Source organism: Kitasatospora sp. NPDC088391 (assembly GCF_044753345.1).
Classification (GTDB): Bacteria; Actinomycetota; Actinomycetes; order Streptomycetales; family Streptomycetaceae; genus Kitasatospora.
The window spans coordinates 119,256-133,461 of the sequence record NZ_JBIVNB010000008.1 but is presented as its reverse complement, the minus strand read 5'-3'; the positions used below and the strand labels follow the sequence as shown (position 1 = coordinate 133,461).

At 73.7% G+C, this 14,206-nt stretch carries 11 protein-coding genes; 5 read left to right on the top strand and 6 right to left on the bottom strand.

The window, feature by feature from the left end; all coding sequences use genetic code 11:
- Positions 1-10: 10 nt before the first annotated feature.
- Positions 11-3,613: a CDP-glycerol glycerophosphotransferase family protein gene (locus tag ACIQBJ_RS23625; RefSeq protein WP_400713951.1), complete on the bottom strand. Its 3,603-nt coding sequence runs from the start codon at positions 3,611-3,613 to the stop codon at positions 11-13.
- A 212-nt stretch (positions 3,614-3,825) separates the two neighbouring features.
- Between ACIQBJ_RS23625 and ACIQBJ_RS23620 the strand changes: the two genes are divergently transcribed.
- Together ACIQBJ_RS23620 and ACIQBJ_RS23615 are read left to right on the top strand one after the other, a co-directional pair.
- Positions 3,826-4,770 (top strand): YihY/virulence factor BrkB family protein, encoded by a 945-nt coding sequence (locus ACIQBJ_RS23620; protein ID WP_400713948.1) that lies wholly within the window; start codon positions 3,826-3,828, stop codon positions 4,768-4,770.
- Between the two features lie 91 nt (positions 4,771-4,861).
- Positions 4,862-5,719, top strand: coding sequence for a class I SAM-dependent methyltransferase (locus tag ACIQBJ_RS23615; protein WP_400713945.1), 858 nt, complete (start codon positions 4,862-4,864; stop codon positions 5,717-5,719).
- Positions 5,720-5,743: 24 nt separating this feature from the next.
- Here the strand turns inward: ACIQBJ_RS23615 and ACIQBJ_RS23610 are convergent, their stop codons facing one another.
- On the bottom strand, positions 5,744-6,946 hold the full coding sequence (locus ACIQBJ_RS23610; RefSeq protein WP_400713942.1) for a D-alanyl-D-alanine carboxypeptidase family protein: 1,203 nt from the start codon (positions 6,944-6,946) through the stop codon (positions 5,744-5,746).
- 135 nt (positions 6,947-7,081) lie between these two features.
- On the opposite strand from ACIQBJ_RS23610, the gene ACIQBJ_RS23605 reads away from it, so the two are divergent.
- The 3 genes from ACIQBJ_RS23605 to ACIQBJ_RS23595 all read left to right on the top strand — a co-directional run bounded on the left by ACIQBJ_RS23605 (position 7,082) and on the right by ACIQBJ_RS23595 (position 10,602).
- A complete protein-coding gene (locus ACIQBJ_RS23605; RefSeq protein ID WP_400713939.1) occupies positions 7,082-7,354 on the top strand; it encodes an SCO4848 family membrane protein in 273 nt (90 codons plus the stop codon).
- 118 nt (positions 7,355-7,472) lie between these two features.
- Positions 7,473-9,083 (top strand): hypothetical protein, encoded by a 1,611-nt coding sequence (locus ACIQBJ_RS23600; protein ID WP_400713936.1) that lies wholly within the window; start codon positions 7,473-7,475, stop codon positions 9,081-9,083.
- Positions 9,084-9,255: 172 nt separating this feature from the next.
- Positions 9,256-10,602, top strand: coding sequence for a hypothetical protein (locus tag ACIQBJ_RS23595; protein WP_400713933.1), 1,347 nt, complete (start codon positions 9,256-9,258; stop codon positions 10,600-10,602).
- Positions 10,603-10,671: 69 nt separating this feature from the next.
- Here the strand turns inward: ACIQBJ_RS23595 and ACIQBJ_RS23590 are convergent, their stop codons facing one another.
- From ACIQBJ_RS23590 to sdhC, 4 genes are all read right to left on the bottom strand, one after another.
- Positions 10,672-11,445, bottom strand: a complete 774-nt coding sequence (locus ACIQBJ_RS23590) for a succinate dehydrogenase iron-sulfur subunit (RefSeq protein ID WP_400713930.1) — start codon at positions 11,443-11,445, stop codon at positions 10,672-10,674.
- Positions 11,445-13,187 carry a succinate dehydrogenase flavoprotein subunit gene (sdhA, locus tag ACIQBJ_RS23585; protein WP_400713927.1) on the bottom strand — a complete coding sequence of 581 codons (1,743 nt, stop codon included), beginning with the start codon at positions 13,185-13,187 and terminating at the stop codon, positions 11,445-11,447. Before sdhA ends, ACIQBJ_RS23590 begins: the two co-directional genes overlap by 1 nt.
- Before the next feature lie 26 nt (positions 13,188-13,213).
- Positions 13,214-13,642 (bottom strand): succinate dehydrogenase hydrophobic membrane anchor subunit, encoded by a 429-nt coding sequence (locus tag ACIQBJ_RS23580; RefSeq protein WP_400714568.1) that lies wholly within the window; start codon positions 13,640-13,642, stop codon positions 13,214-13,216.
- Between the two features lie 65 nt (positions 13,643-13,707).
- Entirely contained in the window at positions 13,708-14,088 is a 381-nt protein-coding gene (sdhC, locus tag ACIQBJ_RS23575; RefSeq protein WP_400713924.1) for a succinate dehydrogenase, cytochrome b556 subunit, read from the bottom strand.
- Positions 14,089-14,206: the final 118 nt, after the last annotated feature.

The following is a 14,206-nucleotide window of genomic DNA, read 5'->3' as shown; positions in this document are numbered from 1 at the left end:
CTCATATTATTTACTCGGAGGGATGTCCGCTGCTCTCCCCGCCCGCCGCCAGCAGCGCGTCCGCCACCCGCGCCGCCGCACCGCCGTCGTCCAGGTCGGCGTACGCCTCCCGGAACGCCGCGTACCGGTCGGCGTACGCCGCGGCGACCCCCGGCAGGTCGCCCAGCGCCTCGACCAGTTCGGCCGAGGTGCGCAGCACCGGACCCGGGGCCTTGGCCTCGTAGTCCAGGGCGAAACCGCGCAGGTTGTCCCGGTAGTGCTCCAGGTCGGGGGCGAAGAACAGCACCGGGCGGCCGGTGTTCAGGAAGTCCAGCGCCACCGCCGAGTAGTCCGTCACCAGGGCGTCCGCGGCCAGCAGCAGCTCCGCCGTGTCGGGATAGGTCGAGACGTCCCACACGTAGCCGTCGCCGGCGCCGGGGACCTGCCCGCAGACCAGCTCGTGCGCCCGCACCAGCAGCACCTGGTCGTCGCCGAGCGCGGCCCGGGCCGCCGCCAGGTCCAGCTGCAGGTTGAACTGGTAGCCGCCCTCCGGCAGCCGCCGGTCCTCGCGGAAGGTCGGCGCGTACAGCACCACCCGCTTGCCCTCCGGCAGGCCCAGCTGCTCGCGGACCCGCTCGGCGGTCTTCTCCCGGTCGGCGGCGAACAGCACGTCGTTGTGCGGGTGGCCGCTCTCCAGCACCGTGCCCCCGTAGTCGAAGGCCCGCCGCAGCACCGGCACCGCCCAGCGGCTGCCCGCCACCAGCAGGCTCCACTGCGGGACCTCCTGCGCCAGGTGGTCCAGGTAGTCGGCGTCGGTGAACCAGACCTTCTCGAAGTCCTTGCCGATCCGCTTCAGCGGGGTGCCCTGCCAGGTCTGCAGGACCACCTGGCCGGGCCGGCGGCGGAACCAGGTCGGCAGGTGGGTGGAGGCCACCACGTACTTCGAGGTCGCCAGCGCCCGGTACCACTCCGGCGAGCGGTGCCGCACGCCCTCGGCGGTCTGCGGCAGCTCGGTCTGCAGGTCCACGGTGGTCCACAGGTGCCGCAGCGGCAGGCCCCGGCGCACCAGCTCCTCGTGCACCGCCCGCGGCGAGTCCGCGTACTGGCCGCCCTGCGAGGACCACGGGTCCTCGCGCACCGTGTGGTACACCACCGCGTCGGCCAGCGGCTCGGCCTGCAGCGCCGGGAAGGACCGCCGCAGCTTGCGCTGCATGTAGCCGCTGCGCTCGCCGGAGTCCAGCGGGTCGTGCGACTCCAGCGACAGCGTGTCGAACAGGCGGCGCTCCAGCGCCACCCGCTTGCCCCGGGCCTCGACCTCCAGCGGCAGCGCGTCGAACGCGGACGGCGCCACCGCCGCCGTCGGCCAGACGCTGTCGACCGGCGCGCCGACCGGGCGGAACAGCACCCGCCAGGTGCCCTTGTGCAGCGGCACCCGGCCCGCGAAGGACGCGGTCGGCACGGCGGGCAGCGCGGCCCGGAACCGGCCGTCGGCGACCTCCGCCGGGTAGACGTGCTCCTCGTGCCGCTTCAGGTGCCGGACCACCAGCTCGTAGCGGTGCGTGCCGGGCAGCGGGAAGGAGCCGCTGAGCACGAAGCCCTCGCCGTCCTTGGCCCGCGAGACCTGCTCCACCACCGGCTGCAGGACCTGGTCGGCCAGCTGCAGGTGCCCGCCCGGCGAGGGCTGGGCGTACAGCATCCGGGTGTCCCCGTCGATCGGCAGCCGCAGCTCCACCGGGGCGGCCCGGTCGTCCAGCGCCAGCGGCAGCGTGCCGCCGTCGGCGAGCTTCAGCTCGACGTCCCAGCGGTCCCGGGAGCGCTCCTCGGCCACCGGGTCGAGCGCGGCCCAGGCGACCCGGACCGCGGTCAGCTCGGCGACCGGCACCCGCGCCGTGAACGGCAGGTCGAGGCCGACCGGGGTGCCGAGCTCCAGCTCGGCGAACACCTCCCGCTCGGACTCGGCGTGCCGCAGCCGCAGCTCCGCGCCCGCCAGGTCGACCCCGGAGCGGACCAGGCCGCGCAGCTCGACGGCGCCGTCCGCGGCGCCCGCCGACACGGCGCGCGCCCGCACCCGCTCCACCTTCAGCAGCAGGTGGTTGTCGCGCGACCACGGGACGATCCGGACGTCCTCCTCGACCCAGTGCACCGGCGGGTGCTCGGAGCGGTCGTGCCAGCCGACCGACACCCGGCCCTTGGAGACGCCGCCCTTGCCGACGCCCGCCACCAGCACCCGCCAGGAGCCCTCCTTCCAGGCGCCGCGGTGCTTCAGCCGCTGCGGGTCGACCACCGCGGAGAAGCCCGCCCAGTCGCAGGAGTACAGGTCGTGCGGGGACGAGGCGGTCGCCTCGGGGCTGTACTGGTTCCGGGTCTGCACCGCGATCACCCGGCGGCCCTTGGCCTCGCGCAGGATCAGCACCTTCATCATGTCGTGCTTGTGCTCGACGCCCAGGTGCTCGGGGAAGGCGTGCCCGGTGAGCTGCAGCCGGCCGTCCGTCCAGCGCGCCTCGTACAGCCGCGAACGCATCACCATCGCGTTCTTCAGCCGCAGCACGTCCGCCGGGACGCTCTTGCGGCCGCCGCGCAGGAACGGGTAGTCGGCGTACGGGCGGAGCAGGCCGCGGGCCGGGGCGGCCCCGTTGCTGTCCTGCTCGAAGCGCAGCTGCTCGACCAGCTCGTCCAGCCGGCCCTGCAGGGTCAGGTGGTACTTCAGCCGCAGCGGCGCCCGCAGCTTGCGGACCTGCTCGGGGCCGATCGCCCGGAGCAGCCGGCCGGCCGACTCCAGGTAGGCCGCGTTGTACTCCGGGTCGTCCTCCAGCACCGAGCCGAAGAACATCGGGATCTCTTCGAGCAGGTTGTTCTCGTCGTACGTGCGCAGGTACTTCCGGAACTTGGGGTCGGCCTGCTGCGACAGCCAGTCCCGGACCAGCTCCATCGACTTCACCCGGTCGAGGACGCCCTTGGGGTTGGTCTTCATCTGGGTGATCGACATCTCGCCGACCTCCCGCTCGCGCCAGTGGTAGATCGGCTCGGCCAGCACGTCCACCCGGCGGGCCAGGAAGTGGTGCGGCACGCTGACCGGCGCGTCCTCGTACAGGATGCCCTCGGGGTACAGCACGCCCGCCTCGTCGAAGAACGAGCGGCGGTAGACCTTGTTCCAGGCCGTCCGGTCGGTGATCAGCGCCGGGATCTCGGTGATGTGGGTGCGCAGCCGGGTCGCCGCGAACGGCTTGCGGTGGCCACCGGACTGGTAGTGGCCGACGGCGCGGAAACGCAGCACGTTGCCGGTGCAGAAGTCCGAACCGGTCTCCTCCAGCGTGTTGATCATCAGCTGGTACGCCGACGGCGGCATGGTGTCGTCGCTGTCGACGAAGGCCAGGAACTCGGACTCCGCGGAGATGTGCCGGTAGCCGGTGTTGCGGGCCGCCCCCAGGCCCTTGTTCACCTGCTGGACCAGCCGGAACCGGGAGTCCTTGGCCGCGTAGGCGGTGGCGATCGCTGCGCTGGAGTCCTTCGAGCCGTCGTCGACCATGACGCACTCGAAGTCGGCGAAGGTCTGGGCGGCGATGGAGTCCAGACACTCTTCCAGATAGCGCTCGACGTTGTAGATCGGAACGACGACGGACAGACGGGGGGCCATCGGGAGCGCGAGCCTTTCCTCCGGGAGCGCGGCCGGCTGGGTCCGTACAAGTTGTCAGAATCCGGACCTCACCGGCGGCGATCCTACCTCTCCGGGCGTGCTGTTCCGTGCCGCGCCGGGGTCGGGCGGGAAGGCGCGGGGGCACCGAGGCCCGGTCGGACCGCCCGCGTCGCTCCCCGCTGTTCCGACCCGATCGGGGTATACAGCGAGGCGTGGACTTCCTCACCAAGCTGCCCGTGATCGGCCCGCTCGCCGCCCGCGTGCTGCGCAGCCGCCCCTACGCCGTGTACCTGCTGTTCACCGACGCCGACGGGAACCGGTTGGCCGGGGCGGTCACCTTCTTCGGCTTCCTGGCCCTGTTCCCGCTGCTCACCGTGGCCCTGGCGATCGCGCTGGCCACCCTCACCGACGGCCGGGTGCACCAGCTCCAGGACAAGATCTCCGAGCAGCTGCCCGGCCTGTCCGACTCGCTCGACCTGAGCGCGATGGCCGCCAACGCCGGAGCCGTCGGACTGGTCTCCGGCGCGCTGCTGCTGATCTCCGGCCTCGGCTGGGTGGACACCCTGCGCGGCGCCGTCCGCACCGTGTGGCGGCTGCCCGACGAGGGCGGCAACCCGGTGCTGGTGAAGCTCTGGGACTGCCTGGTGCTGGCCGGCCTCGGCGCGGTCTGCCTGGCCTCGCTGGCCGCTTCCGCGCTCGCCACCACCCTCGCGCACCGGCTCGCCGACGGCCTCGGCCTCGACGGCGGGGCCGGCCGCTGGCTGCTGTCCGGCCTCGGCTTCCTGATCGCGGTCTGCGCCGACCTGCTGCTGTTCGCCTACCTGCTCGGCCCGTTCCCGCGGATCCGCGGCCAGCACCGGCGCGCCCTGCTGGAGGGCGCGCTGATCGGCGCGGTCGGCTTCGAACTGCTGAAACTGCTGCTCTCCTCGTACCTCGGCTCGGTGGCCGGCCGCAGCCTGTACGGGGCGTTCGGCGTCCCGGTCGCGCTGCTGCTGTGGATGAACTTCGTGACCAGGCTGCTGATGTACTGCGCCGCCTGGACCGCCCTCGCGGACCCCGAACAGGCCCGGCGGCGCGCCGTCCGGCAGGCCGTGGCCGCGCTCGAAGCCGCCGGAGAAACACCGGGTTCACCCACTGTCCGCGAACCGGACAACTGACTATGATCCCGGTCACACCTGCTCGGCCCGTCCCCGGCCGACCGCACCGCCGGACCGCCCCCCGCGACCCGGCCCGCTCCCTGGAGACCGTGTGTCCGTCACCGACACCAGCGCCGCTCCCGCCGCCACCCCGGCCACGCCCGACGACGTGCCCGGCTGGTTCTTCCGTGCCGACCAGGAGGCGTTCGCCCACCTGCTGGGCAGTCAGAACGCCGCCGGGGTCGACGGCGACCTGCTGGAACTGGGCACCTACCTCGGCCGCTCGGCGATCCTGCTCGGGGACCACCTGCGCCCCGGCCAGACCTTCACCGTCTGCGACCTGTTCGACCTCGACGCCCCGGACGACAGCAACTCCGCCGAGATGAGCATGTCCTACCGGGAGACCCTGACCCGGCGGGCCTTCGAACGGAACTACCTGGCCTTCCACCCCGAACTCCCGGTCGTGGTCCAGGCCCCCACCTCGGTGCTCGCCGACGGCCGCATCCCGGCCGGCAGCTGCCGCTTCGTCCACGTCGACGCCTCGCACCTGTACGAGCACGTGATCGGCGACATCAAGGTCGCCCGGGACGCGCTGGCCGGCGACGGCGTGGTCGCCCTGGACGACTACCGGGCCCCGCACACCCCCGGGGTGGCCGCCGCCGTCTGGGAGGCCGTGTTCACCCTCGGCCTGCGCCCGGTGCTGCTCACCCCCGAGAAGTTCTACGGCACCTGGGGCGACCCCGAGGCGGTCCGCGAGCAGCTGCTGGCCCGCGACTGGCGCGCCGAGGGCTTCCGGCTCGACGACGAGACCATCGCCGGACAGCCCTGCCACCGCCTCGCCTGGGACGACAGCGCCACCCGCCCGGCGCGCTCGCTGCCCCGCCGGATCGCCCTCGCGGTGCTCCCGCCGATCGCCACCCGGGGCGTGCGCAGCGCCCTCCGCGCCGCCCGGTCCCGCCGGGCGGCCTGAGCCGCCCGGCGGGCCGACGGTCCGTCAGGCCCGGCGGCGGGAGCGGGCGTCCGGCCCGCCCTCCCGCCGGCGCAGCGCCCGCAGCCGCAGCAGGCCCGCCGCGGCCACCGCCGCGCACAGCCCGACCGCCGACCAGGTCGCCGCGCCCGGCCCGCCCGCCGCGGCGTGCGCGGCCCGCCCGTCGCGGGCGCCGCCCCGCGGGGCGGCCGGGGTGTCGCCCACCGGCTTCGCGGCGGGCGGGGAGGCGCCCGCGCCGTCCTCGGCCAGCGCGCCCACCGGGGTGACCTTCCCCGCCGCGGCGAAGCCCCAGTCCAGCAGCGCCGCCGCCTCGTCGTACACCTTCGGGCTGTTCGCCGGGTGCATCACCGTCACCAGCAGGGTCCGGCCGCCGCGCTCCGCGGCACCGGTGTAGGTCGCGCCCGCGTTGGTGGTGTAGCCGTTCTTCACCCCGATCAGGCCCGGGTACTTGCCCAGCAGCCGGTCGGTGTTGGCGATGCCGAAGCTGCCGCGCTGCCCGGTCTTCTGGTCCGGCGCGCCCGGGAACTGCGCGGTGCGGGTCGCGCAGTAGCCGCGGAACTCCGCGTTGCGCAGACCGGCCCGGGCGAACAGCGTCAGGTCGTACGCCGAGGACAGCTGCCCGTCCATGTCGTAGCCGTCCGGGCTGACCACGTGGGTGTCGCGGGCCTGCAGCTGCTCCGCGCGGGCCTGCATGTCGGCGACGGTCTTCGCCACCCCGCCGTTCATGTGCGCGAGCACGTGCACCGCGTCGTTGCCGGAGGACAGGAACACCCCGCGCCACAGGTCCTCGACCTTGTAGTCCAGGTCCTCCTTGATGCCGACCAGGCTGCTGCCCGCGCCCATCCCCTGCAGCTCCGCGGGCGCCACCTTGTGCACCTCGGCGGCCGGGAAGCGGGGCAGCACGGTGTCCGCGAACAGCATCTTCAGGGTCGACGCGGGCGGCAGCTGCGCGTGCGCGTTGAACGCGGCCAGCACCTCGCCGCTGCCCGCGTCCGCCACCACCCAGGACTTCCCGGTCAGGTCGGCCGGCAGCGGCGGCGCCCCCGCGCCCGGCGCCACCTGCACCCCCGCCGCGGCCAGCCGCTCGCCGCCGACCACCGCGGGCGGCGGCGGGGAGTCGTCCCCCGGCGCGGCCGCGGCCGGCAGTGCCGGGGCCAGCAGCAGCGCGACGGCGGAGGAACCCACGACGATCCGGCGGATTATCTGCATTCCGGGAAAATAACCCACCCGATCGGGGCTCCCACCCCGACCCCGCCCGAAACCACGAACGAGTGCCGCACGCTGCTCCGATCGGCGGGCCCCGCATACTGGACGGGCATTCCGTCTGCCGCGAAGGACCCCGCCATGAAGCTCAGCCGCCCGGTCTCCTGGTTCCTCACCGCCTTCGGCCTCTGGTCGGTCGTCATCTGGACCACCTTCGCCAAGAACCTCTGGAAGGACTCCGGCGGCCAGGCCTTCGTCAACGGCGACCACGGGCAGCCCACCGCCTTCTTCTGGGTCCACCTGCTGCTCGCCGTCACCTCCCTGCTGCTCGGCCTCGCCGTCGGCGCGGTCGGCGTCCGCGGCCTGCGCGCCCTGCGCACCCCCGCCGGCGCCGCGGAACGGCCCGCCGAGTAGCCCGCCGCACCGACGGTCGGACCCCTGCAGTACCTTTCGCTTCGCCCCCGCACCGTTCCGGCCGCGGGGGTCGGGCCGCCGGACCCGGCGGCCCGGGCGACACCCTGTGGGGGAACCCTTGTCCCGAACCGTCTCGCCGCGGCTGCTCGCCGCCTGCGCGGGCACCGCTCTCACCATCGGCCTGCTCGCCGCCCCCGCGGCCCAGGCCGTCCCGGGCACCGGCGTCACCGCCCCGGCCGTCCTCCCGGGCACCTACCTGAACGCCACCGCCACCGACGGCTGCACCGCCACCGGCACGCCCGGCTGGGCCACCACCGCGGCCCCCGTGCTCCGCGCCCGCACCACCGCGCCCGCCGCCCGCTTCAAGGCGTGGGACGCGACCGGCGCGAAGATCCTCGACACCACCGCCGAGGCCGCCGCCGACGGCACCGTGCAGACCGCCCTCACCGGCCTGGCCGACGGCCCCGGCTACACCTGGCAGGTCTGGCCGGAGTACCGGCCCGGCTCCGGCAAGCCCACCGCGACCTGCCGCTTCGGCGTCGACACCGCCGCGCCCACCGCCCTGGCCGTCCACTCCGACGACTTCCCCGCCCAGGGCGGCGGCAAGTACGCGGGCCAGAAGGGCGTGTTCACCTTCTCCGCCGTCGACACCGGCTCCGGGGTGGCCTGCTTCCGCTACGTCCTCAACGGGGACCTCGGCGTGAGCAACACCCTCTGCGCGCCGGGCGAGGGCACCGTCCAGGCCCGCCCGGACGGCACCGCCGAGATCACCCTCAAGCCCGGCACCTGGGGCAGCAACTCCCTCCGGGTCGAGGCCGTCGACGGGGCGGGGCAGGTCACCCAGAGCCTGGACTACTCCTTCTACGCGCCGTGGAACCCCAACCCGCCGAAGGCCCTCGGCGACGTCGACAACGACGGCGTCCCCGACATCCTGCTGCCCGACTCGCACGGCAACCTGCTGGTGATCGGCGGCGACTCCGCCGGCACCGCCCCGACCACCACGGTCCCGGCCGAACTGGCACCGGGCGGCGGCACCTGGGCGGACCTCCAGCTGTTCCACAAGGGCTGGAGCGGCGGCGGCGCGCCCGCCGACACGGTCTACGCCCACGCCGCCGGCGGCAGCCTGCTCTACCAGTACGTCAACCAGGGCGCACTGCCGCTGGGCGTCCGCTCGCCCGCGCTGGTCGACCACGCCACCGCCTGCACCGACACCGCCCGCAAGCCGGTCGCCTGCCCGCCCGGCATGTCGGAGGACTTCTCCGACGTCCGGCAGCTGGTCGCCCTCGGCTCCACCGACCCGGCCCGGCCGCAGGGCATCACGCTGCTCGACGTCGAGCAGGGCGACCTGTGGCTGCAGAACGACCCGTCCCGGTTCGGCAAGTCCACCCGGCTCACCAGCACCGCCCTGTGGAACGGCTACGACCTGATCGCCCCCGGACCCGACGCGCAGGGCAACCTCGCCCTCTGGTCCCGCGAGCAGGCCACCGGCACGCTGCGGGCGCACGCCGTCCCCAAGCTCGCCGACGGGAGCTACGACTTCTCCGGCCTCGCCGACCCGGCGAACGGCACCGTCCTCGGCAGCTTCCCGGTCGCCGCCTACCCGACCCTGGGCAGCTCCGGCGACCTCGACGGCGACGGGCAGAACGACCTGTACGCCGTCACCCCGGACCGCCACCTGCTGACCTACCGGGGCACCGCGGCGCCCCGGGACCGCGGCCCGCTCGCCTGACCCGCCGTCAGGGCCCGTTCCGGCCACGGCCGGGGCGGGCCCTTGGCGTGTCCGGGACGGACGGGCGTGCGGAACCCCTTCAGGTGGCCGAATCCGGCTGCTAGCCTGCCCGGCACGCGGTCGTGCGGGGGACGGTCGGCGCGGGTCGGGACAGGGGACGGGGAGACTCGGGATGAGCACTGGCACCACCCTCGGCGAGGCCCGTCCGGAGTGGGCGCAGCGCCAGGAGCGGGAGCGCCGGCACCGGCGCGCCAAGTCCCGGCTGCGGCTGCCGTTCGCGGTCGCCGCGGCCTGCCAGGCGGTGCTGCTGCTGTGGTGGGCCGCCGCGTACCCGGCGTTCACCGCCGGGCCGCCGGACGGGTCCGCGCCGCTGTACGCGGCGGCCCTCCGGGCCGTCCACGCGGGCCCGCTGACGCTCGCCCAGACCGTCGCGGTGGCGTTCGGCCTCGGCTACCTGGTGGCGGCGCTGTCCCGGTTCGGGGTGCGCGGCCGGCACAGCGCCCCGGTCGCGCTGGCGCTGGCCGCGCTGCCGCCCACCGGCAGCCTGGCGGTCTCGCTCGGCCCCGGGGTCCCGTGCGCCGCCGCCGCGCTGCTGCTGACCGGGGCCGGGCTGCGGCTGCTGGCCCGGCACGGCGAGGGGACGGCCCGGCGCGGCGGCCCGGCCCAGCGGCTCGACCTGGCCGCGCTGTTCGGGGCCGTCCTGCTGCTCGCGCTGACCGGCACCCGGGGCGCCGGCACCGGCCTGGTCGCCGTCCTGGTGCTGGTCGCGGCGCTGCCCCGGGTCCGGGCCCGGCTGGCGCTGCTGGCCGCGCTGGCGCTGGCGGTGCCGATCGCGCTCGCCCTGCTCGGCCACCCGGCGGACCGCGGCGGCAGCCTGCACACCCTGCGGGCCGCCGACCTGGCGCGGGCCCGGCAGGCCGACCCGGCCGCCCCCGCCGACCCGGCGCTGACCGCCCTCGCCCCGCCCGGGGCGTGGGCCGCGGCCGGCGCGGACTGCTCGGCGACGGCCGCCCTCACCGACCGCTGGAACGCCGCCGCAGCCCGCCGTGGCGCCGACGAACTCGCCGCCGCCTGGCGGCAGTTGCTCCGCGACCACCCGGACCGGGTGCTGGACGCCCGGCTCTGCCGGGGCCGGCTCGCCTGGAGCGTGTGGGCGGGCGGTGGCGGCCCGCACGCCGCCACCGTGGTCCCGGACGCCGCCGACTCCTCGCACGGCCTGTGGCGGCCGCTGCACGCCGCCGCCGACTGGAGCCGCACCCTGCTGCGCGCCCCGCAGCTGGACTGGCTGCTCTGGCGCGGCGCGCTGTGGGCCTACGCGGGCCTGGCCGCCGCCCTGCTGTACGCCTGGCGGCACCGGCTGCCCGCGCTGGTCCCGGTGGCGGGCGCCGCCGTGCTGGCCACCCAGCTGGCGCTCACCGCCTCCGCCGCCGACCAGGACTACCGCGGCATGGGCGCCGCCCTGCTGGCCGGCCCGCTGCTGGCCACCCTCGCCACCGTCCGGTCCCGCCGCGCCGCCTGACGGAACGCCTGGCGGAACGCCGAGGGGCCCGCCCGGAAACCTCCCGGACGGGCCCCTCGGTCGGAAGGACTAGAAGCGACGCGTGACGAGCGCGCGCTTCACCTCCTGGATCGCCTTGGTGACCTCGATGCCGCGCGGGCAGGCCTCCGAGCAGTTGAAGGTGGTGCGGCAGCGCCACACGCCCTCACGGTCGTTCAGGATCTCCAGGCGCTGCTCGCCGCCCTCGTCGCGCGAGTCGAAGATGAAGCGGTGCGCGTTGACGATCGCCGCCGGGCCGAAGTACTGGCCGTCGTTCCAGAACACCGGGCACGACGAGGTGCACGCGGCGCACAGGATGCACTTGGTGGTGTCGTCGAACCGCTCGCGGTCCTCCTGCGACTGCAGGCGCTCGCGGGTCGGGTCGTTCCCCTTGGTGATGAGGAACGGCATGACGTCCTTGTACGCCTGGAAGAACGGGTCCATGTCCACGATCAGGTCCTTGAGGACCGCGAGGCCCTTGATGGCCTCGACCGTGATCGGCTTCTCCGGGTTGACGTCCTTGATCAGGGTCTTGCACGCCAGCCGGTTGCGGCCGTTGATCCGCATGGCGTCCGAACCGCAGATGCCGTGCGCGCAGGAGCGGCGGTACGTGAGCGTGCCGTCCTGCTCCCACTTGATCTTGTTGAGCGCGTCCAGGACGCGCTCCTTCGGGTCCATCAGCAGCTGGTAGTCCACCCACACCGGCTCCGGGTGCTCCTCCGGGTTGAACCGGCGGATCCGGAGGGTGACGTTGATCAGCTGGGTGCTGCCCGCCTCGACCGCGTCCAGCGCGGCCGAGTGCGTCTCGACGGTCGGAGTGGACATCAGTACTTACGCTCCATCGGCTGGTAGCGGGTCTGCACGACCGGCTTGTAGTCGAGGCGGATCGAGGTGGAACCGTCCTCGGCCACCTCGCGGTACGCCATGGTGTGCTGCATGAACTTCACGTCGTCGCGGGTCGGGAAGTCCTCGCGGTAGTGACCGCCGCGCGACTCCTCGCGGGCCAGCGCCGAGACCACCAGCACCTCGGCCAGGTCGAGCAGGTTGCCCAGCTCGACGGCCTCCAGCAGGTCGGTGTTGTAGCGCGAGCCCTTGTCCTGGATCGAGACGTTCTTGAAGCGCTCCTTGAGCGCCGCGACGTCCTCGACCGCCTGCTGCAGGGTCTTGCCGGTGCGGTAGACGGACACGTTGGTGTCCATCGACTCCTGCAGCTCCTGGCGGATCTTCGCGACCGACTCGGTGCCGGTGGACTCCCGCAGGCCCTCGACCAGCGCCTCGACCAGCGCGCCCGGGTTCTCCGGCAGCGGCACGAAGTCGTGCTTGTCGGCGTACGCGGCGGCGGCGATGCCCGCGCGGCGGCCGAACACGTTGATGTCCAGCAGCGAGTTGGTGCCCAGGCGGTTGGCGCCGTGCACCGACACGCACGCGACCTCGCCCGCGGCGTACAGGCCCGGGACGATGTCGGTGTTGTTCGACAGCACCTCGCCCTCGACGTTGGTCGGGATGCCGCCCATCGCGTAGTGCGCGGTGGGCTGGATCGGGATCGGGTCCGTGTAGGGCTCGATGCCGAGGTAGGTCCGGGCGAACTCGGTGATGTCCGGCAGCTTGGCGTCCAGCTGCTCCGGCGGCAGGTGCGTCAGGTCCAGGTAGACGTGGTCGCCGTCGGGGCCGCAGCCGCGACCGGCCCGGATCTCCGAGTAGATCGCGCGGGAGCAGACGTCGCGGGACGCCAGGTCCTTCATCACGGGGGCGTAGCGCTCCATGAAGCGCTCGCCGTCCTTGTTGCGCAGGATGCCGCCCTCGCCGCGGGCGCCCTCGGTGAGCAGGATGCCCATCCGCCAGATGCCCGTCGGGTGGAACTGGAAGAACTCCATGTCCTCCAGCGGCAGGCCCCGGCGCAGCGCCACGGCCTGGCCGTCGCCGGTCAGGGTGTGCGCGTTCGAGGTGACCTTGAACATCTTGCCGGTGCCGCCGGAGGCGAACACCACGGCCTTGGCCTGGAAGACGTGGATCTCGCCGGTGGCCAGCTCGTAGGCGACCACGCCGGCGGTCCTGCCCTCGTTGATCAGCAGGTCGAGGACGTAGAACTCGTTGAAGAACTCGACGCCGTGCTTGACGCAGTTCTGGAACAGCGTCTGCAGGATCATGTGGCCGGTGCGGTCCGCGGCGTAGCAGGACCGGCGGACCGGGGCCTCGCCGTGGTTGCGGGAGTGGCCGCCGAAGCGGCGCTGGTCGATCCGGCCCTGGTCGGTGCGGGAGAAGGGGAGACCCATCTTCTCCAGGTCGAGGACCGCGTCGATGGCCTCCTTGCACATGATCTCGGCGGCGTCCTGGTCGACCAGGTAGTCACCGCCCTTGACCGTGTCGAAGGTGTGCCACTCCCAGTTGTCCTCCTCGACGTTGGCGAGGGCGGCACACATGCCGCCCTGCGCCGCGCCGGTGTGGGACCGGGTCGGGTAGAGCTTGGTCAGCACCGCGGTGCGGCTGCGCTGCGTCGACTCGATGGCCGCGCGCATGCCGGCGCCGCCGGCGCCGACGATGACGGTGTCGTACTGGTGAATCTGCATGGGGGTCAGTCGCCTCTGGTGGCTCGTCAGATGTTCGGGTCGAAGGTGAAGATCACCAGGGTGCCGAGCAGGACCGTGAAGACGGTCGCGACAGCCAGGAGGCCCTTCAGCCACAGACGGGTGGCGTCCTTCTCCGCGTAGTCGTTGATGACGGTGCGCATGCCGTTCGCGCCGTGCAGCATCGCCAGCCACAGCATCAGCAGGTCCCAGCCCTGCCAGAACGGGGACGCCCAGCGGCCCGCCACGAAGGCGAAGCTGACCTTGGAGACGCCGCCGTCCAGCATCAGGTTGATCAGCAGGTGGCCGAGCACCAGCACGACCAGGACGATGCCGGACAGCCGCATGAACAGCCAGGCGAGCATCTCGAAGTTGGTGCGGGTGCGGCGCGGGGTCCGCTTCGAGCGGGCCCGGGCGGGCTCCACCACGAAGGCGTCGGCGGGGTTGCCGGTGCCCAGGCCCTTGCCGGTGTGCGCCTGGACGGAGGGGACCACCAGGTCGTTGGTGTCAGTGGACACGCGGATCAGCCCCCGAACCAGGTGCGAAGGGTGTGCTGCAGGACGGGGTAGAACGCGCCGCCCATCAGCACCATCCAGATGCCGACGACGGTCCACAGCATCTGCTTCTGGTACTTCGGGCCCTTGGCCCAGAAGTCGACCGCGACGACCCGGAGGCCGTTCAGGGCGTGGAACAGGATGGCGGCCACCAGGCCGTACTCCATCAGGTTCACGTACCAGGTCTTGTACGTGGCGATCACCGAGTCGTACGCCTCGGGCGACACCCGCACCAGGGCGGTGTCGAGAACATGTGCGAACAGGAAGAAGAAGATCAGGACGCCGGTGACTCGGTGAGCCACCCAGCTCCACATGCCTTCCCGGCCGCGGTACAGCGTTCCAGCCGGCACGGAAAACCCTCCGGAAGCGATTGGGGGCTCGGCCGGCTTCGGTGTCGGTCAGCCCGGCCGGATACGGTCCACCGGCCGCGAGCATCCTATCGACGCGCCGTCGGCAACCGCCGCCGGG